This window comes from Antarctobacter sp. (assembly GCF_048262615.1).
In the GTDB taxonomy this organism is placed as follows: domain Bacteria; phylum Pseudomonadota; class Alphaproteobacteria; order Rhodobacterales; family Rhodobacteraceae; genus Antarctobacter.
Window position 1 is genome coordinate 44,835 of the sequence record NZ_JBLXFB010000005.1, and the last position, 18,927, is coordinate 63,761.

Annotated in this window: 18 protein-coding genes; 3 read left to right on the plus strand and 15 right to left on the minus strand. The window is 63.6% G+C overall.

Going from position 1 to position 18,927, the window contains the following annotated elements; translation table 11 throughout:
- Window positions 1-16 precede the first annotated feature (16 nt).
- On the plus strand, window positions 17-1,702 hold the full coding sequence (locus tag ACN0S5_RS07255; RefSeq protein ID WP_417207419.1) for an acyl-CoA dehydrogenase family protein: 1,686 nt from the start codon (window positions 17-19) through the stop codon (window positions 1,700-1,702).
- Window positions 1,703-1,982: 280 nt separating this feature from the next.
- On the opposite strand, the gene pheT is transcribed toward ACN0S5_RS07255, so the two are convergent.
- From pheT to pyk, 11 genes are all read right to left on the minus strand, one after another.
- Window positions 1,983-4,388, minus strand: coding sequence for a phenylalanine--tRNA ligase subunit beta (gene pheT, locus ACN0S5_RS07260; protein WP_417207421.1), 2,406 nt, complete (start codon window positions 4,386-4,388; stop codon window positions 1,983-1,985).
- A gap of 76 nt (window positions 4,389-4,464) precedes the next feature.
- Window positions 4,465-4,746 (minus strand): YrhK family protein, encoded by a 282-nt coding sequence (locus ACN0S5_RS07265; RefSeq protein ID WP_417207423.1) that lies wholly within the window; start codon window positions 4,744-4,746, stop codon window positions 4,465-4,467.
- Window positions 4,747-4,777: 31 nt separating this feature from the next.
- Window positions 4,778-5,167: a hypothetical protein gene (locus ACN0S5_RS07270; protein WP_323769746.1), complete on the minus strand. Its 390-nt coding sequence runs from the start codon at window positions 5,165-5,167 to the stop codon at window positions 4,778-4,780.
- Window positions 5,168-5,343: 176 nt separating this feature from the next.
- Window positions 5,344-6,417 (minus strand): phenylalanine--tRNA ligase subunit alpha, encoded by a 1,074-nt coding sequence (gene pheS / locus ACN0S5_RS07275; RefSeq protein ID WP_323769745.1) that lies wholly within the window; start codon window positions 6,415-6,417, stop codon window positions 5,344-5,346.
- An 81-nt stretch (window positions 6,418-6,498) separates the two neighbouring features.
- Window positions 6,499-7,224, minus strand: coding sequence for a gamma-glutamylcyclotransferase (locus ACN0S5_RS07280; protein WP_417207426.1), 726 nt, complete (start codon window positions 7,222-7,224; stop codon window positions 6,499-6,501).
- A gap of 72 nt (window positions 7,225-7,296) precedes the next feature.
- Window positions 7,297-8,784 (minus strand): calcium-binding protein, encoded by a 1,488-nt coding sequence (locus ACN0S5_RS07285; RefSeq protein WP_417207428.1) that lies wholly within the window; start codon window positions 8,782-8,784, stop codon window positions 7,297-7,299.
- A gap of 395 nt (window positions 8,785-9,179) precedes the next feature.
- Window positions 9,180-9,545, minus strand: coding sequence for a 50S ribosomal protein L20 (gene rplT, locus ACN0S5_RS07290; protein ID WP_089279945.1), 366 nt, complete (start codon window positions 9,543-9,545; stop codon window positions 9,180-9,182).
- Window positions 9,546-9,559: 14 nt separating this feature from the next.
- Window positions 9,560-9,760, minus strand: coding sequence for a 50S ribosomal protein L35 (rpmI, locus tag ACN0S5_RS07295; RefSeq protein WP_089279946.1), 201 nt, complete (start codon window positions 9,758-9,760; stop codon window positions 9,560-9,562).
- A 147-nt stretch (window positions 9,761-9,907) separates the two neighbouring features.
- The gene (locus ACN0S5_RS07300; protein ID WP_417207430.1) at window positions 9,908-10,990 is read right to left on the minus strand and encodes a hypothetical protein; all 1,083 of its coding nucleotides are present in this window, start codon (window positions 10,988-10,990) and stop codon (window positions 9,908-9,910) included.
- A gap of 171 nt (window positions 10,991-11,161) precedes the next feature.
- Window positions 11,162-11,386: a hypothetical protein gene (locus ACN0S5_RS07305; RefSeq protein ID WP_417207432.1), complete on the minus strand. Its 225-nt coding sequence runs from the start codon at window positions 11,384-11,386 to the stop codon at window positions 11,162-11,164.
- A 24-nt stretch (window positions 11,387-11,410) separates the two neighbouring features.
- Window positions 11,411-12,856, minus strand: a complete 1,446-nt coding sequence (gene pyk, locus ACN0S5_RS07310; RefSeq protein ID WP_417207435.1) for a pyruvate kinase — start codon at window positions 12,854-12,856, stop codon at window positions 11,411-11,413.
- A 161-nt stretch (window positions 12,857-13,017) separates the two neighbouring features.
- Here pyk and ACN0S5_RS07315 point away from each other — a divergent pair, with 161 nt between their 5' ends.
- Window positions 13,018-13,758: an N-formylglutamate amidohydrolase gene (locus ACN0S5_RS07315; protein WP_417207437.1), complete on the plus strand. Its 741-nt coding sequence runs from the start codon at window positions 13,018-13,020 to the stop codon at window positions 13,756-13,758.
- A gap of 14 nt (window positions 13,759-13,772) precedes the next feature.
- Window positions 13,773-14,087, plus strand: coding sequence for a DUF1244 domain-containing protein (locus ACN0S5_RS07320; protein ID WP_417207439.1), 315 nt, complete (start codon window positions 13,773-13,775; stop codon window positions 14,085-14,087).
- A gap of 166 nt (window positions 14,088-14,253) precedes the next feature.
- Here the strand turns inward: ACN0S5_RS07320 and ACN0S5_RS07325 are convergent, their stop codons facing one another.
- From ACN0S5_RS07325 to leuS, 4 genes are read right to left on the minus strand one after another with little or no spacing between them, the layout of a single operon-like run.
- Entirely contained in the window at window positions 14,254-14,841 is a 588-nt protein-coding gene (locus ACN0S5_RS07325) for a glutathione S-transferase family protein (protein WP_417207441.1), read from the minus strand.
- An 18-nt stretch (window positions 14,842-14,859) separates the two neighbouring features.
- The gene (gene holA, locus ACN0S5_RS07330; RefSeq protein ID WP_417207443.1) at window positions 14,860-15,885 is read right to left on the minus strand and encodes a DNA polymerase III subunit delta; all 1,026 of its coding nucleotides are present in this window, start codon (window positions 15,883-15,885) and stop codon (window positions 14,860-14,862) included.
- The gene (gene lptE / locus ACN0S5_RS07335) at window positions 15,882-16,370 is read right to left on the minus strand and encodes an LPS assembly lipoprotein LptE (RefSeq protein ID WP_417207445.1); all 489 of its coding nucleotides are present in this window, start codon (window positions 16,368-16,370) and stop codon (window positions 15,882-15,884) included. The genes holA and lptE overlap by 4 nt, the downstream gene beginning before the upstream one ends.
- Window positions 16,357-18,912: a leucine--tRNA ligase gene (gene leuS, locus ACN0S5_RS07340; RefSeq protein WP_417207447.1), complete on the minus strand. Its 2,556-nt coding sequence runs from the start codon at window positions 18,910-18,912 to the stop codon at window positions 16,357-16,359. The genes lptE and leuS overlap by 14 nt, the downstream gene beginning before the upstream one ends.
- Window positions 18,913-18,927 lie beyond the last annotated feature (15 nt).

Here is an 18,927-nt window from a genome sequence, read left to right on the forward strand (position 1 = left end):
GAGAGGACCTGATTTCATGGCGCATGATGGCCAAGATCTGACTTTGGACGGGGTAATTCTGCCCGATCTTCTGACACTTACCGGCGCGTCTGTGGCCCCGGTCGAGGCGATCCTTGAAACCGCGCGCGGCCATGTGCGTGAAATGGTGGTGGTCGACGGCCGCGTGTCCGGCGCGCTGGTCGAACAGCATCAGTTCGCCGCGCACGGGCTGGCGTGGCTGGCCACGTATGTCGAATCGCTGCGGCAGATGCAGCATTGGGCCACGACGCTGGACAGCGAAGGCACCTTCGGCGAGGTCGAACAACTGCTGCACCAGATCGCCTTTGGCGAATACCTGTCGCAGATCCACGGCGGCATCCAGATGAACCAGGGCGAGATCGTGCGCCTTGCCGACATGGGTCTCAATCAGGACGAACGACGGCTCATGCTGACCGCCGAGGTCGAGCATCTCATGCAGGAGGGCAACAACCCCGGTGCCCGCGCCCGCCTTGTCGAGTTGATGGAGGAGCGTCGCGCCGAGGTGACTGTCGGGCGCACCGGTCTGGACGAAGAGCTGGAGATGATCCGCGACCAGTTCCGCCGCTACGCGGTCGAAAAGGTCGAGCCGTTTGCCCACGAATGGCACCTCAAGGACGAGTTGATCCCGATGGAAATCATCGAGGAACTGTCCGAAATGGGGGTCTTCGGCCTGACCATCCCGGAGGAATTCGGCGGTCTGGGCCTGTCCAAGGCGTCAATGTGCGTTGTCTCCGAGGAACTGTCGCGCGGTTATATCGGCGTGGGCTCGCTGGGCACCCGGTCCGAAATCGCCGCCGAACTGGTGATCGCGGGCGGCACGCAGGCGCAAAAGGAAAAATGGCTGCCCCGTCTGGCCAGCGGTGAAACCCTGCCGACGGCCGTCTTTACCGAGCCGAACACCGGATCGGACCTTGGCAGCCTGCGGACCCGCGCGGTCAAGGACGAGAACGGCGATTACCGCGTCACCGGCAACAAGACCTGGATCACCCATGCCGCCCGCACCCACATCATGACGCTGCTGGCGCGCACCGACACCTCGACCGACAACTACAAGGGTCTGTCGATGTTCATCGCGGAAAAGACCCCCGGCACGGACGCGGACCCGTTCCCGACCGAAGGCATGACCGGTGGTGAGATCGAGGTGCTGGGTTATCGCGGCATGAAGGAATACGAACTCGGCTTCGACAACTTCAAGGTCAAGGGAGAGAACCTGCTGGGCGGCGAAGAAGGCAACGGTTTCAAGCAGTTGATGGAAACGTTCGAGAGCGCCCGCATCCAGACCGCCGCCCGCGCCATCGGCGTGGCGCAATCGGCGCTGGACGTGGGCATGCAATACGCCCTCGACCGCAAGCAGTTTGGCAAATCGCTGATCGCCTTTCCCCGCGTGTCGGGCAAGCTGGCGATGATGGCGGTGGAAATCATGATTGCGCGCCAGCTGACCTACTTTTCGGCCCGCGAAAAGGACGAAGGCCGCCGCTGCGACCTTGAGGCTGGCATGGCCAAGCTGCTGGGGGCCCGCGTCGCATGGGCCAATGCGGACAACGCCTTGCAGATCCACGGCGGCAACGGTTTTGCGCTGGAATACAGCATCAGCCGCATTCTCTGCGACGCGCGCATCCTGAACATCTTTGAGGGCGCGGCCGAAATTCAGGCGCAGGTCATCGCGCGCCGCCTGCTGGCCTGAGACGCCCCGGCACAAGCATCTGACAGGGCCTCGCCATCCGGCGGGGCCCTGACCATTTTGTGCCCCGTTTTTTGATCTTACGGGAAACGGGTCGCAGGCACCAAGGCGCGGGCCGCCCTGGACGCAACTTCAGCCTGACCAAACCCGGTCAAACCAACAGACGCAAAGCCCCGGACTGGGGCGTGGGGATGGGCAACGTGAACGCCTGATTCGGGTGTAGGGCGGGGTTTACCCCGCCACCCCGACACCAAGGCGCAGGACGGCCACCGCCCTGCAAGGATCACCCGCGCAGAGTGCCGCCGGTGGCCTTGCTCACCTTATCGACAATCTTGGCAGAGATCGCCTCGATGTCCTTTTCCTTCAGGGTCTTGTCGGTCGGTTGCAGGCGCACGGTGATGGCAAGGGATTTCTTGCCCTCGCCCAGACTGCCGCCGATGAACTCATCGAACACACGCACATCGTCGATCAGGGCCTTGTCCGCCCCAGCCGCCGCGTTGACCAGCGTCAGTGCTTCGACCTCTGCGTCCACCACAAAGGCAAAGTCACGCTCGACCGCCTGAAGGTCGTTCAGCACCAGCGCCGCCCGTGTCGCGCCGGATTTACGCGGCATCGGCACCTGTTCCGGCCAGATCACAAAGCCCACGGCCGGCCCCTTGATGTCCAGTGCGTCCAGCACCTTGGGGTGCAATTCGCCAAAGACGCCCAGCGTTTTCTTGGGGCCAAGACAGAACCGGCCATGCCGTCCCGGATGCCACCAGCCTTCACCGCCGCGCAGGATCTGCATCTTGGCGGGCGCGCCGATGGCCGCCAGAACCGCTTCGGCATCCGCCTTGGCATCGAACAGATCCACGGCGCGCGCGGCACCGTGTACGTCCTTCGGCCCGGTCCGGCCCACCAGCACACCGGCAACCTGCACGTGCTGTTCCCCCGGCTCACCGCCGTCGAACACGTGGCCGACCTCGAACAGCGCCACATCGGCAAAGCCGCGCGCCTGATTGCGCGCCGCCGCCTGCAACAATCCCGGCAACAGCGAGGGCCGCATATGGCTCATCTCCGAGCTGATCGGGTTGGCGAGCATGTGCGCATCGTCGCCCCCCCCGAACAGCGCCGCTGCGGCCTGATCGACAAAGCTGTAGGTGACGCATTCGTTGTAGCCCAGCGCCGCCACGGTGCGGCGCGCGTTGCGCTCTCGCACCTGCGAGGGCGACAGAACGGGACGCACCACCCCTTCGGACAGGCGCGGCAGCGGCGTGCCCTTCAACTTGGTCAGTGAGGCGATGCGCGCCACCTCTTCGACCAGATCGGCCTCTCCCATCACGTCGGGACGCCACGACGGCACATGCGCCAAGTCGCCCTCCATGCGAAAGCCCAGCGCCTCCAGCGTGGCGCGCTGGATTGCGGCGGGGATCTCCATGCCGACCAGCGACACAACGCGGTCCGTGTCCAGCTTGTAGGCGCGGTCCGTGTCCGGCACTTCGCCCGCGACGACAACCTCGGAGACCTCACCGCCGCAGAGATCGAGGATCATCTGCGCCGCGTCTTCCATCGCCTGCATGTTGTAGGCCGGGTCGATGCCGCGTTCGTTGCGATAGCGCGCGTCCGAATTGATCTTGAGCGCGCGGCCCGTGTGGGCGATCTGGATGCGGTCCCAGACGGCGGCCTCAAGGAAGACGTTGACCGTCTCCTCGGTACAGCCGGTCGCCAGTCCCCCCATGATGCCCCCGATGGATTCGATGCCCTCCGCGTCCGAGATCACAACCTGCCCGTCGGAGAAGGCGTATTCCTTCTCATCCAGCCCGACCAGCGTCTGACCACCCTTGGCGCGGTGAATGCGCAGCGCGCCGCCCTTGACCTTGTCCGCGTCAAAGACGTGCAAGGGGCGGTTGCGGTCAAAGGTGAAGAAGTTGGTCACATCCACCAGCGCCGAAATGGGGCGCAACCCGATGGCGCGCAGTCGGTCCTGCAACCACTGCGGGCTTGGCCCGTTCTTGACGCCCTTGATCAGCCGCCCGGCGAAGACGTGACAGCCGCCCTCACCCGCCGTGTCGGCGTCGATGGTGACAGAAATCGGACAAGGAAAGCTACCCTTGACCTGCTCGACCTTCAACGGTTTCAGCGTGCCCAGCCCCCGCGCCGCCAGATCGCGCGCGATACCGTGGATGCCCAGCGCATCCTGACGGTTGGGCGTGATGGCAATCTCGATCACCGGATCGACCTTGGAGGGATCGTTCTGCGCCAGCCAGTCGGTGAATTTTTGCCCCACCTCGCCCGAGGCCAGTTCGATGATGCCGTCGTGATCCTCACCCAGCTCCAGCTCGCGCATAGAGGCCATCATGCCGTGGCTCTCGACCCCGCGGATGTTGCCCACCGACAGGGTCGCATCCAGACCGGGGACATAGTCGCCCGGTTTGGCCAGAACCACGGTGATGCCCGCCCGCGCATTGGGCGCGCCGCAGACGATCTGTTTCATGCCCTCATCGGTCTCGACCTTGCAGACGCGCAGGCGGTCGGCGTCGGGATGTTGTTCGGCCTCTTGCACCTTGGCCAGTGTAAAAGCGGATAGCGCCTTGGCCGGGTCCACGACCTCTTCGACCTCAAGCCCCAGATCGGTCAATGCCTCGGCGATCTCATCAACCGAGGCTGTGGTGTCGAGGTGCTCTTTGAGCCAGGAGAAGGTGAATTTCATCGGATCGTGCCCCGCCTATGCGTCTGTTGGCGCGTGCTTAGCGGATCGGCCCGTGGGTGAAAAGAGGCGCGCGCGCTCAGTCGCGAAACCGCTCTGCCAGGTCCTTGGTGTCGCCCATGGCTGCGAGTTTCAATTCACGCACCAGACGCAGGGTGGGCTTGAGCGCGAAACAGGCCGACCCGACGACAAAGAACCAAATCGCCACCGTTTCCCACACCGGCCAGAAGAACAGGACCGACCCGATCAGAAAGCAGAAGGCGGCGATGAAATCGACGATGGTATAGGCGATCTCGAAAGCCGCGAAGACGCGGCGCGACTCTGCGCTGCGCTCGCGGTTCTCGTGGGAAAACAGCGGCATGTTCGGAACCTCGCTTTGTCTGTCGTCCGGTTCAGCGGATGATGGCGCGGACCGAATAGCTGAGCGGGTCAAAACAATCGCCCATCAATAGCGTGAAAGAGGTCGGGTAGTTGGGTTTGTCGAACTGCAACAGCGCCCGCCCCCACTGGTTGCCGGACTGCGCATTGTAGGACATGGAGCCAAGGCAATACCCCGGCCCCTTGCCGATCCAGAACGCCTCATGCACGCCGCGATTGTCAAAGTTCCCCGCAAGGCCGGGAATCACCAGTGTGGCCTGATAGCCGTCGAAGTTGCGGAAGGAGAACACCGCCGCGCCGTCGGTTTCCGCCTCATAGACAAAGGCCCCGATGTCGCTGTCCCAGACCTCATCGGCAAGGGCGGGGGTGGCAAGCAGGGCAGCAAGGGTCAGGGCGCGGAACATGGCAGATCTCCGTGGGTTGATGTTAGGCGGAGAGTGGCATGGATTGGGATGTGTGGACAGAACGGAATTTACGACCTGTACACGGGCAAGGCCCGCCTCGCGCGCGCGCTCGGGTCTGACACCCAAAAATGGATTGCGACCCGTCAAAGCGCGAGTTTCCCCGCGCTTTCCGTTCCTTACCTGCTCAACCCACCATGCAGCGTCGGCACATCCAGCGATGCAAACCCGTAGTGCCGCAGCCAGCGTAAGTCTGAGTCAAAGAACGCGCGCAGATCGGGGATGCCGTATTTCAGCATCGCGATCCGGTCGATCCCCATGCCAAAGGCAAAGCCCTGCCATTCATTCGGGTCCACACCCGCCGCCGACAGCACCTTGGGGTGGACCATGCCAGAGCCCAGAACCTCTAGCCAGCCGTCGCCTTCGCCGATCTTCAACTGGCCGTTGTCCCACGAGCACTGAATATCGACCTCCGCCGACGGTTCGGTGAAGGGAAAATGCGAGGCGCGGAAACGGGTCTTGATGCCGTCGATCTCAAAGAACGCGGAAAAGAACTCTTCCAGAACCCATTTCAGGTTCGCCATCGAGATATGTTTGTCGATGGCCAGTCCCTCGACCTGATGGAACATCGGGGTATGGGTCTGGTCATAGTCGGCGCGATAGACGCGGCCCGGCGCGATGATCCGGCAGGGCGCGCCGTGTTTTTCCATATGCCGGATCTGCACCGGTGAAGTATGGGTGCGCAGCACGTGCGGCGGGCGATTGTCGCCCTCGGCGCGGTGCATGTAAAACGTGTCCATCTCGGCCCGCGCGGGGTGATGCGACGGGATGTTCAGCGCGTCGAAGTTGTACCAGTCGCTGTCGATCTGCGGCCCTTCGGCGACGGCAAAGCCCATGTCGGCAAAGATGGCAGAGACTTCATCCATGACCTGACTGACCGGGTGGATCGTGCCGCGACGCTGCGCCCGAACCGGCAGGGTCACGTCCAGCCATTCGGTGCGCAGCCGCTCTTCCAGCGCCACATCGGCGAGCGCCGCCTTCTTGGCCGCCAGAGCCGAGTTGATCTCATCCTTGAGCTTGTTCAGCGCGGGACCGGCCACTTGCCGTTCTTCCGGGCTCATCTTGCCCAGTTCGCGCATCTTGAGGCTGATCTCGCCCTTCTTGCCCACGGCGGTAACGCGCAGGTCCTCCAGCGCGCTTTCGTCGCCCGCTTCGGCAATCAGGGTGATGTATTTTTCGCGCAGATCGTCCATGTCACGTCCCTCAGGCTTGCCCGCGTGGGGTTAGCCCTGCCCCGCCCGCTTTGCAACCGTTTGAATGCCGCGCAGGCGGTGTCAGGTGTTGGCGCGGGCCCGTGCCTCTGTCAGCAGGCACATCACCTCGGCATCCTCGATCCGCAGCGTGTCCAGATGTTCGGCAAGGTTTTCGACATAGGCCAGACTGCTGCCCAGAAAGCCAGTTCCCTTGGCCAGCATCGTCACCTGCTGTTCATGGGTCAGATCCGGCTGGATATTGTCGGCGGCATGGTTGGCCATGAACGCCAGCGCCTCCACCTCGCCAAACGCGGTCTCGGCGCGCAGGAATTCCGCGTGATAGGCCTGACCGATACGTTCGCGCGCCCAAAGACTGTAGGTCTCCGCCTCCAGATCCTCGGCGGCCAGCCGAAAGACCAGCCCGTGACAGCCATCCCCCGCGTCCAGTGCCGCCATCAGGCCCGGCATGTCTACCGTTCCGCGCCCACCCTTGGTGTCGCAGAGGATGAACCGCCGGGCGACATCGGGGGCCCAGGCACGGCGCACCTCGGCAAAGCGCACCGCCGGGTCCCACATCAAGGAGCCGTAGCCAAAGACCCACAGATCGCGGTCCATGCGCCCCGCCATGACGCGGGCGCGGTCCGCCTCACGTTCGGCATCGGGGCTGATCCAGTCGGCATCCAGCCCCCGCTCGCGCAGCATGGCGCGCACCTTTTCGGCGTGGAAATCCGCAAAGAACGACTGCGCGCGCGGGGTGATCAGCGGGCGCAGGTTCGGGTGATGGCGGAACGGGTCGTCGTTGGTCAAGGCACGCTTCCCTGTGTGAGACCCGCCAATCAGAACAGGTCGGGCCACAAATGGAAAGCGGCTTGCCTGTGGTCACAATGCGAAATCATCCGCCGTCAGACCGACGACACCCGCCACCCGGATCTCGGCGTCCGCCACCCCGTCGCCATTGGTATCGAACTGTACGATGGTCGATCCGGTCGCGGTCTCCAGCAGGCGCAGTTCGGGATTGCCCGACGGCGCAAAGCCGGCGGTGCCACGGAACTCGAACACGCCCGGAACCATCGCGACCACGTTGATCAGATCGACGTTCTGTTCGAAATCCAGAATCTGATCCCGCGTCGCGCCGATCCCGGCATGGGCAGTGGTGCGGAAAATGAAAATGTCGTCATCCGCGCCTCCGGTATAGAAATCGAGCCCCAGCCCCCCGGAAAGCTCATCAGCGCCGTCGCCGCCGCGCAGGACATCATTGTCGTCGCCCCCTTCAAGGATGTCATTGCCCGCGCCGCCGTCCAGGGTATCGTTGCCCGCGCCCCCGTCGAGCGAGTCCGCTCCGGCATGTCCGACCAATACGTCGTTTCCGAAACCGCCCAGCATGGTGTCGTCACCATCGTTGCCCAAAAGCTTGTCGTTGTTGTTGCCACCGTCGATGGAATCGTTGCCGTCGCCGCCGATCAGGGTGTCGAAACCGGCCCCGCCCAGCAGGGTGTCGTCACCGCCACGCCCCACCAGAATGTCCTGATCGTCGCCGCCGTCCAGAAGATCGGCGAGGCTGCCGCCAGAGAAGGTATCGTTGCCTACATTGCCATGGACCCCCTCGTTCACAAAGCCCGCGCCGATCCCCTCGTATCTGTCCGCGCCCGAGCCGCCGTTGAATCTGCCGAAGACCTGTCCCGAGTTCGCAAAGACCACGCCGGCATCGCCGCCCCGGATGTCGGTATTTCTGGCACCCGCCAGCAGGATGACATTTGGCGAGTCCATCGAGGTGATGACGCCCGAGTTGTAGATGCTGGACGTAAATGTCGTCCGGAGATCGATCTGCCGGGTCTGGATGGTGCCGGTGTTGCGCAGGACGGAATTAAAGGTCGCGTCCAGGTCCAGCGCCGCGCCCCGCATCAGTCCGGTGTTCTCGACATAGGCGACGCGCAGGTTGACCGGGTCGGTGGAAAAGAACCCCGTGTTGATGATGTCGTAGTCGGCGCTGGCGGTGCCGTGATTGACAAAATGAAGCGTGATATCCCCGCTGGCTTCGGACGTGTCGATCAGATGTGCGTCTGCGGTGATCGTGCCAAGATTGGTGATCTCGACCCGCCCGGTGCCGCCACCAAGGTCAATGGCGTCTTCGGTCACGCCATGAATGGACCCCTCGTTTACGATCCGCGCCCCGTCGGAATTTACGTTCAGCGCAAGAATGCCAAAGATGTCGCCCTGGTTGATCAGACCCGTACGGGAAGAGCCGCTGGCCAGGGTCACGGCGGTGCCGGAGACGTAGATATCAAAGGGGGACCGTACAACAAGGTCGTCGCCGTTGGTCACGGTCACGAGGCTGGAGGCATTTGATGATTGATAGACGATCGTCATGGCGTGGTCTCCTTGCAAGGTATGTATGAAAAAGTCCGCCGAAGCGGGATCTGAAATGGCAGATGGGCAAGGGTACACCCAAAGGACCCCCGGCGCTAAACTTGTTGTCCAGTCCCGCAAGGTTTGATGAGTTCGGGGGCGGGATCATAGCCCGCCAGCCGGGCGAGGACGGTCACGCGGGCCGATGCATCGGCCCCGTCGCCGGGAGAGCGCCCCCAGATGACCGGCCAAACCCGGACACCCCCGGCCCCACGTCGACAGCACCAATCAGATCGACGCCCTGTTCGACATCCGGCATCCGCTTGCCGGGTCCGCCGGTCTCTGCCCGACACGAAACAAAAAAGGCCCGGACGCTGACGTCCGGGCCTTCAAACTGTGTGTCGGGTCTCTGCGGCTTATGCCGGCAGAGCACCTTTCGCCTGATCCACGATCGCGGCAAAGGCTGCGGGTTCGTGCACGGCCAGATCGGCCAGAACCTTGCGGTCCACTTCGATCCCGGCCAGCGTCAGACCGTTGATAAAGCGCGAGTATGTCAGCGATTCGTCATGAGCACGCACAGCGGCGTTGATCCGCTGGATCCACAGGGCGCGGAAGTTGCGCTTGCGGTTCTTGCGGTCGCGGGTCTTGTACTGGTTGGCCTTGTCGACGGCCTGCGCTGCCACCTTGAAGGTGTTCTTGCGGCGACCGTAATAGCCTTTCGCCTGGTCAATGACCTTCTTGTGACGCGCGTGGGTGACGGTTCCGCCTTTGGTACGGGGCATCTCTCAGTCTCCTCTCAGCGGTCGTAGGGCATGAACTGCTTGACGATCTTGGCGTCAGGCTTGCTCATGGTTGTGGTGCCGCGGGCGTCGCGGATGAATTTCTTGGTGCGCTTGATCATACCGTGGCGCTTGCCGGCCTGCGCCGTCAGCACCTTGCCGGTGGCTGTCACCTTAAAGCGCTTTTTGGCGCTCGATTTCGTCTTCATCTTGGGCATTTCGATCTCCGTTTTTTAGCGCGACTCGGCATGCCTCTTGAGGCCGGACGCGCGGTTGGAGGGCGTGCTATAGGGCCCCCCGGCCCGATTGACAATAGAAAGATTGCCGCCAGCACCCGGCCCCATGGCTCAGGCACACGCCCGCGCTCAGCGGGACGGCATACCGCTTTGACGCATCTCGGCAGCCGCGACATCCAGATCGTCCAGCGCGACGTCGGGGGCGAACCCGGCAAGCGATGTACCGATCACAACCCGGTCATTGGGATTGTCGCAGACAATCCTTTGGGGAACCGTCGCGTCACCCACCGCCGTCACACAGGCCGAAACGGTATAGTCGGCGCGTTCGACGACGGAAAAGGCCACATCTATGACGCAGCCGAACCGCAGGCTCCCCGCCCGGTATCCACTGACCGCGTTGAAGCGTTCACTCACCCCGGTGTTGCCCTGCCCCACAAGATGACGCAGCCCAAGTCCGACCGGTTCGGTGCCCAATTCGGACCGGAACCCGTCAAAATCTTTCGTGGCGATTGTATGTGACCATCCCATCCGCTCGCGGACGCCAAAATTGCACATGTTCCAGACATAGGCGTTGGACATCTCGGCGGGCCATTCCAGATTGGCAACGTCGATATTCCAGTCCTGCGCCGCGCCGGTTTCAGAAACGTGAAACATCTCCGTAAAGGGGGTCGTCAGAAGGTGGTTCACCACGTCGACCGGAATCCAGTTGTCCCCGGACTTCGCGTCAGTCTTCTGGCCGAGGGTTGTGACCATGCCCGCGGCTTGCAGCGCAAGGTCAAAGGCGCGGGACACGGTGCGCCCCTTGAAATCGGCCTCGGGATCGACTTGCAGGCTGGGGGCGTGGATGCCGATCCGACCTCCGGGGGCCAAACGGCGCGAAATCGATTTGCTTGATCCGGTGATGCGCGTCCCCATGAAATAGACAATCGAGCAAGAGCTTTCGCAGCTCGCGCCCGCACCGACATGGGTGCCGATTCCCTTTTCGTGAACAAGGCTTGCCATGTCGGTGGCGGCCTTGAGTGATCCGCCGGGACTGTCCAGACACAGAATGTTCTGATCCTTGACCGCCAGCCCCGCAATGCTCTGTTCCAGCTTGGCCGCGTCGCCGCTTTCGATGACACCGGCAAGCTGGATATCGCAGATGCCGGAGGCCTCCGTTGTGATGCTGGCCGCCGTGGCAACACAGGGCAGGCTCACCAAAAGGCCCGTCATTGCCCGTCTTGCGAAAACCCAGGTCATACCCATTGCGCCCTCCAATCGCTGTTTCCACCAATACGGAACCGGACAGGGCCGTGGGCCCTTCGCGACGACGTCCACGCCCGGGCTTGGTGTCGGGGCACATTGTGATGCACGGCTCAGGCTGTCAAACCGGGCGCAACCGGATCAGTTCAGGATCTGCCCGACCACGCCGTAAAAGACATCCGGCAGGTCGGCCCATGCATAGCCGCCTTCCTTGGACCGCACCGACCAGAGGATCAGACCGCCCCCGCCCAACAGCAAGAGCGTGCCGATCCGTGGCGCGCGCCTGTCAGCCCAGGCCGACAGGATCGCCGGAAGCGACAGCACAACCAGCCCCATCCCGGCCACAAGCATCACATCCGGTTGCATCCAGCGCCCCTTCCGACGCCGAACCTATTCCGGATCGGTCGAATAGATCAAACGCTCGTTACAGGGGGCCACCCGCAGGATGTTCGTGCTGCCCGGCTGGTTGAACGGCACGCCAGCGGTAAGCACGATCTGATCGTTCTCATCCGCATATCCTTCGGCGCGTGCCGCCCGCGCGGCATTGACCACCGCCTGCTTGAACCGCTCCAGCTCGCCCGTCATCACGCATTGCGTGCCCCAGGTCAGCGACAGCCGCCGCGCCGCGCCCCGCATCGGGGTCATGGCGATGATCGGCACGCGGGGACGTTCCCGCGCCACCAGCGCCGCCGTGGTGCCCGAAGAGGTGAAGCAGCAGATCGCCTTGACGTCCGTTGTTTCGGCGATTTCGCGCGCGGCAGCCACAATCCCGTCCGCCACTGATTTGCGGGCGGCAGTACGGGAGGCCTCGATCACTTCGCGGTAGGTCGGATCGCTCTCGACCGAGACGGCGACGTTGTTCATCGTCTGAACCGCTTCGATCGGGTACTGACCGGCCGCTGATTCCGCCGACAACATGATCGCATCGGTGCCCTCGTAGATCGCGCCAGACACGTCCGAAACCTCGGCCCGCGTCGGCATCGGCGATTCGATCATCGATTCCAGCATCTGCGTGGCCACGATCACCGGCTTGGCCGCGGCGCGACATTTGCGCACCAGACGTTTCTGGATCGGCGGCACGGCCTGAACGGGCAGTTCCACGCCCAGATCGCCCCGCGCGACCATGATCCCATCGGAGACGGCAAGGATTTCGTCGAAACACTCAACCGCCGACGGCTTTTCGATCTTCGAGATGATCGCCGCACGGCCCCAGACCAACCGGCGTGCCTCTTCGACGTCCTCGACGCGCTGCACAAAGGACAGCGCCAGCCAGTCGATGCCCAGCGCGCAGGCGAATTCCAGATCGCGCCGGTCCTTTTCGGACAGCGCGGCCAGCGGCAGCACCACATCGGGCACGTTCACGCCCTTGCGGTTGGAAATCGTGCCGCCCGCCTCGACCGTGCAATTGGCATGATCCTTGCCGCAATCGGTGACCCGCAGGCGAATCTTGCCGTCGTTGACCAACAGACGCGCGCCACCGTTCAGCGCGGCAAAAATCTCGGGGTGGGGCAGTTGCACCCGGTTCTGATCACCCGGTGTCGGGTCCAGATCGAGGCGGAATGTCTGCCCCCACTCCAGTTCCTCGGAGCCGTTGGCAAATTCACCGACACGCAGTTTCGGCCCCTGAAGGTCGGCCAGAATGCCGATCGGGCTGTCGAGATCCTTTTCGACCTGCCGGATCATCTTGTGGCGTTCCTCGATCTCTTCGTGGGTGCCGTGGCTCATATTGAGGCGAAAGACATCCGCCCCGGCCTCGTGCAACGCCCGGATCATCTCATAGGTGTTGGAGGCAGGCCCCAGTGTGGCCACGATCTTGACGTTGCGGTCGCGTTTCATCTCAGTCTCCCCTGCCCTTTGGGCTGTGGCGGCGGCGCGCGGCCCCGCTGGGCCGATGGCGCGTGCAGTTGCGGCGTTAACGCTAACACCGCTGTCGTTATCTCGTATTTCCCTTCGCCGCGCAACTGACATATGTGTAGCGGGCCAGCAATGACGAGACCATGACATATTCCACCTGCGAAATCATAGGCGAAAGCCGCCCCAGCCGTATCCTGATCACCTGTGACCACGCCGCGAACACGGTTCCGCCCGATCTGGGCGGCTCTCTGGGATTGCCGGTGTCGGACATGGCGCGCCACATTGCCTATGATGTGGGCGCCGCCGGGGTGTCCATTGAACTGGGAGAGCTGCTGGACGCGCCGGTGGTGCTGTCCAACTTTTCGCGCCTCGTGATCGATCCGAACCGGGGCGAGGACGATCCGACCCTGTTGATGAAGCTGTATGACGGCTCTGTCATTCCGGGCAACCGGCACGCGGATGCCGCCGAAAAGGCGCGCCGGCTGGACGCCTATTATCGTCCCTACGACGCGGCGCTGGCCAGAATGGTCGCGCGGCGCGAGGATGTGGCGATTGTCGCGATCCATTCGTTCACGCCGCAACTGCATGGCCGTCCGCTGCGGCCCTGGCATGTGGGGGTGCTGCACGCCGCCTGGGACGCGCGGTTGTCGGACCCGCTGATTGACTTGCTGGAGGCGCAGGCCGATCTGGTGGTGGGGCGCAATGAGCCCTACCCCGGCCACCTGCCCGGCGACGCGATTGACCGCCATGCCCTGCGGGAGGGGCGACAGAATACCTTGATCGAGGTCCGCAACGATCTGATCGAAGAAGAGGCCGGCCAGAGGCATTGGGCGGCGCGGCTGGCCCCGCTGCTGGAACAGGCGCTGGCCGCCGCAAAAGACTGAAAAGGAGAGACGGGATGGACGACCAGACACGCATCGAGATCGAGGCCGCGGCCTTTCGTCGGCTGCGCAAGCATTTGATGGAAGAGCGCCCCGACGTGCAGAATATTGACCTGATGACTCTGGGCGGATTCTGCCGCAATTGCCTGAGCCGCTGGTATATGGAGGCGGCGAACGAAAAGGGCATTGAGATGGGCAAGGATGAGGCCCGCGAGATCTATTATGGGATGCCTTTTTCCGAGTGGAAAGCCAAGCATCAGACCGAGGCCGGGCCGGACAAGCAGGCGGCTTTTGAGACCGCGTTCAAAGAGAATGTGACCGACAAGGAATAGGGCTGTCCACGTGTGGACAGACTGCCGCCTGTGTAAAGTCAATAGGTTACAGAGACGGTTTTAGCTTTTGTTCATCTTTGGGCTTTGCTCCGGGGGGGTGAACATCAGGCCCCGGATCAGGTCCGGGGCGGGTGTTTCTGGGGGTCCGGGGCGGGTGTATAGGTGCTTAGAGCGCCGATGCCCGTTGGAAGGCAGGGCGGGCGCGCAGGGTCGCGAGATAGGCGCCGAAACTGTCGGGGCCGTCCGGGAACTTGGCCGCCTGTGCCCAGCCGCCACAGTGGCACAGGAGGATGTCGGGCACCAAAGGCGTGTCGCCCATCAGGAACGGCCCCTGAGCCTCTGCCATGATACGGGTCAGGTTGCGGGCGTATTCGGCGCGGCACGGGTCCTTGATCGCTGGCACGCGCTCCTCCTCCGGCAGGACAAAGCTGTGCTTGGAGGCGGTCCAGAGCAGGCTTTCCACCTCATCGAGAATGCGAAAGGTCCATGCGTCCTGCCGCGCACGGTCCTGCGTGCCCGCCGGAAAGGTGAAGGCCCCGTGTTTGTCCGCCAGATAGGTCAGAATCGCCGTGGAATCGCGCAGGACGGTGTCGCCCTCGACCAGCACCGGGATCTTGCCCAGCGGGCTGATCTTGCGCACCTCGTCTGATTGCGGACCGGCGGGGACATGGGTGTAAGGCACGCCCAGTTCCTCCAGCAGCCACAAGACGCGGAGTGTGCGGCTGCGGACCGCGCCGTAAACGGTGTAACTCAATGCCTGTCCTCCCAAAACTCAGCGGCGCGCCAGAAAGGCCAGCCGCACAAAAGCGCGCTCTACCAACGCCATTTGCGGCGCTTTTTGCCCGGCAGAGCGCAACGTCAGATCCGTATCCATCAGCAGCGTCAGCGCGCCCTCAAGCCGCGCCGCGGTCCAGTTCTGCGCCTGCCGCAACATCCGGTCGCGGCGCGGGCCAAAGATCGGCGGGCGCAGCTTGCCGATGCCCTGCGCCGGGCCGCCGTGGGCGGAGGCGATGGCAAACAGCGTCCGGAAATGCCGTGTGCCCATGATCAGCAGCGTCACCGGCGCGACGCCCTGCGCGCTCAGCCGCCGCATGACCGGGGCAATGTCGCCGGTGCGGCCCTCTGCCAACACATGAAAAATCTCATCCATCTGCGCCTCGATAGAGGCAGGGGCGTTCAGCACCACCTCATCGGGGGTCAGCGGCGTGGGGTCCTGATATTTATAGAGCGCGATCTTTTCCAAGGTCTGGCGAAAGTCGCCCGGCGTCAGATCGCGCGCGAGGTGTTCCAGCGCGCCCATCGCCTGTTGGTCAACCGCTTTCAGACCGGCGCGGGACAGTTCTGATTCGATCTCGGCCCGGCCCATCGGGTCATTATACAGCGCTGCCGCATAGGCGTTTTTCGCGCCCTCAAACAGCTTGCGCAGGGAGGACCGCGCCGCCAGCGCCCCGGCGGTGGCGATGATCTGCGCATCACCCGCACGCCAGTCCGCCAGCGCCGCCTTCATCGCCTCGGTCACGCCATCGGCGGCCTCTTCGACCAGCACCGCGCGCGGGCCGGGAAAAAAGCCCTGTGCCTTGACCGCATCCAGCAATTGCGCCGGATCGCGGCGCAGATCGCCGCCGTTCATCCGGGTCAGGCGCATTTCCTCTTCGCCCGAGGGTCCGGTGATGGCGCTGATGGTCTCTTGCCGCTTCATCGCGACACGCATCACGTCTTCGCCGTAGATCAGCAGCCCGGCAATCGCCGGGTCCGGTTTGCGGAAAAACCCGTTGGCGTCGCGCGGCGACAGCTTCATGAGGGGGTGACACCCGACAGCAGAAGATCGTCGATGACCTGATCGGCCAGCAGGGTCATCAGCCGTTCCACCGCATCGGTTTCCGCCGCGCGGGTGGCCACGGTAGAGCCGGTGGTGGAATAGCCGGTAAAGGCGTTTGTCCGCCCTTCGAACCGGGTCTGCCCGGTGCCGGTGTCGACAAGACCGAAAAACGCCCGCCCGATCAGCCGGTAGCGCGTGGTATTGCCGCCCGAGGTCGAGCCGATGCCCTGATCGTCGGTCTGCAAGATCAGACTGAGGCTGTAGGGCGCGCCCGGCCCCGCGCGCCCCATCCGCTCTTCGAAGCGGCGATTGAAGTAATAGGCCGCCTCATTGTTCGGTTTGGGCAAGAGAACGGCGTTTTGCAGGGCGGTGCCGCCGCCCTGCGGCCCGTAAACCGGGGTAAACCCGCAGGCGGCAAGCGCCAGCGGGCTGAGCAGAAGTGTTCTTCGGTTACACCACGACATTCACGATCCGCCCCGGCACCACGATCAGCTTTTTCGGCTGGGCCCCGTCGAGGACCCGCACCACAGCTTCGTGTGCCAGCGCCAGCTTTTCAACCTCTTCCTTGGGCATGTCGCGGGGCACGTCGATTTCACCGCGCCGCTTGCCGTTGACCTGAATGGGCAGGGTGACGATGTCCTCGACCAGCATCGACTCATCCGCCTTGGGCCAGGGCGCGTTGGCGATCAGCCCCTCGCCGCCCAGCAGGTGCCAGATTTCCTCGGACAGGTGCGGGGTCATCGGGGCCATGAGCTGGGCAAGGGCTTTCGCGGCAAAGGTTTTGGTCTCCTTGCCCGCGCGCGATTTCGACAGCGCGTTGGTAAAGGCATAGAGCCGCGCGATGGCGGCGTTGAAGCCAAAGGATTCGACGCCCATGGTGACGTCATGGATGGCTTTGTGCGTCTCTTTCAGGAGCGCGGCATCCTCTTTGGTTTCGGGCGCATCCGAGGCGGCGATTTCCGCCGCGATCCGGTAGACGCGCGACAGGTGCTTGTGCGCGGCCTCGGCCCCGGACGCGGTCCATTCGACGTCGCGTTCCGGCGGGCTGTCGGACAGCACGAACCAGCGCGCGGTATCGGCCCCGAAGGTGGCGATGATGGCCTGCGGGTCGACGACGTTGTTCTTGGACTTGGACATCTTGGCGGAGGGGATGACCTGCACCTCTGTCCCATCTCTGAGCGTGGCGCGGTTGCCGTCCAGCGTCACGTCCTCGGGGTAGTGATAGACCGGGCGGCCATCCGCGCCCTTGGTCTGGTAGATCGCATGGGTCACCATGCCCTGCGTGAACAGCGCGTTGAACGGTTCCTTTGCGGTGTCCGGCAGGTGGCCGGTGGCAATCATCGCGCGGGCGAAAAAGCGCGAGTAAAGCAGGTGCAGGATCGCGTGTTCGATGCCGCCGATATACTGATCGACGTTCATCCAATAGGCGGCGTCATCCAGATTGGTCGGCGTCTCGGCATGGGGCGCGGTGAAGCGGGCAAAGTACCACGACGAATCCACAAAGGTGTCCATCGTGTCGGTTTCACGCTTGGCAGGCTTGCCACAAGACGGGCAGGCGCAGTCGCGCCACGTGGGGTGGCGGTCCAGCGGGTTGCCGGGAATGTCGAATGTGACATCGTCGGGCAAGGCGATGGGCAGGTTTTCCTTCTTCTCCGGCACCACGCCGCAGGTGTCGCAATGCACCACCGGGATCGGGCAGCCCCAATAGCGCTGACGGCTGAGCCCCCAGTCGCGCAGGCGGAATTTCTCGACGCCGCGGCCAAGGCCCCTGGCCTCCATCCAGTCGATGGTGGCGTCGACAGCCTCTTGGCCTGTCGCCTGATCAAGGCCCGCGAAATGGTCGATCCATGTCACCTTCTCGGTCTTGGGCGGGACAAAGGCGGTAGCCTCGACCGGCTTGGGATCGTCGAGCGCCACAAAGGTGTCGATCACCGGCAGGTCGTATTTGCGGCAGAAATCGAGGTCGCGCTGGTCATGCGCCGGGCAGGCAAAGATCGCGCCGGTGCCGTAGTCCATGAGGATAAAGTTGGCGACCCAGACCGGGAGTTCCCACGACGGGTCCAGCGGGTGCCTGACGGTCAACCCAGTGTCAAAGCCCAGCTTCTCGGCCTTCTCCAAAGCCTCTTCCGTGGTGCCGCCCTTGCGCATTTCGGCCACCGCCGCCGCCAGCTTGGGATTGTCTTTTTCCAACATTTTCACCAGCGGATGGTCCGGCGACACCCCAAGGAAGGACGCACCCTTCAGCGTGTCGGGACGAGTGGTGTAGACGTCAATCTTTTCAATGCCATGCACAGCTGTACTCAGATCCCACGCGAACTCCAGTCCGCGCGACCGACCGATCCAGTTGGCCTGCATCAGCTTGACCTTTGCAGGCCAATCATCCAGCCCGTCGATGGCGTCCAAAAGTTCGCCCGCCATGTCCGAAATCTTGAAAAACCACTGCGTCAGCTCGCGCCGTTCCACCTCGGCGCCCGACCGCCAGCCCTTGCCGTCGATCACCTGCTCATTGGCCAGCACGGTCATGTCGACCGGGTCCCAGTTCACCACCGCGTTCTTGCGGTAGACAAACCCTTCCTTGAGAAAATCAAGGAACAGCGCCTGCTGCTGGCCGTAGTATTCCGGGTCGCAGGTGGCGAACATGCGCGACCAGTCAAGGCCAAAGCCCAGCGGCTTCATCTGGCCGACCATGGTGGCGATGTTGTCATAGGTCCAAGTCTTGGGGTGGCCACCCGATTTCATCGCGGCGTTTTCCGCCGGCATCCCGAAGGCGTCAAAACCCATCGGGTGCAGCACGTTGTGCCCGGTCGACAGCTTGTAGCGGGCGATCACGTCACCCATGGTGTAGTTGCGCACATGGCCGATGTGGATACGCCCCGACGGATAGGGGAACATTTCCAGCACATAATATTTCGGCTTGTCGCCGCTCCGGCGGGCCTTGAACGTCTCGGCCTCATCCCAGGCGGCTTGCCATTTCGGCTCGATCTCAGCGGGGTCGTAACGCGACATAGGATGTCCTCCGGC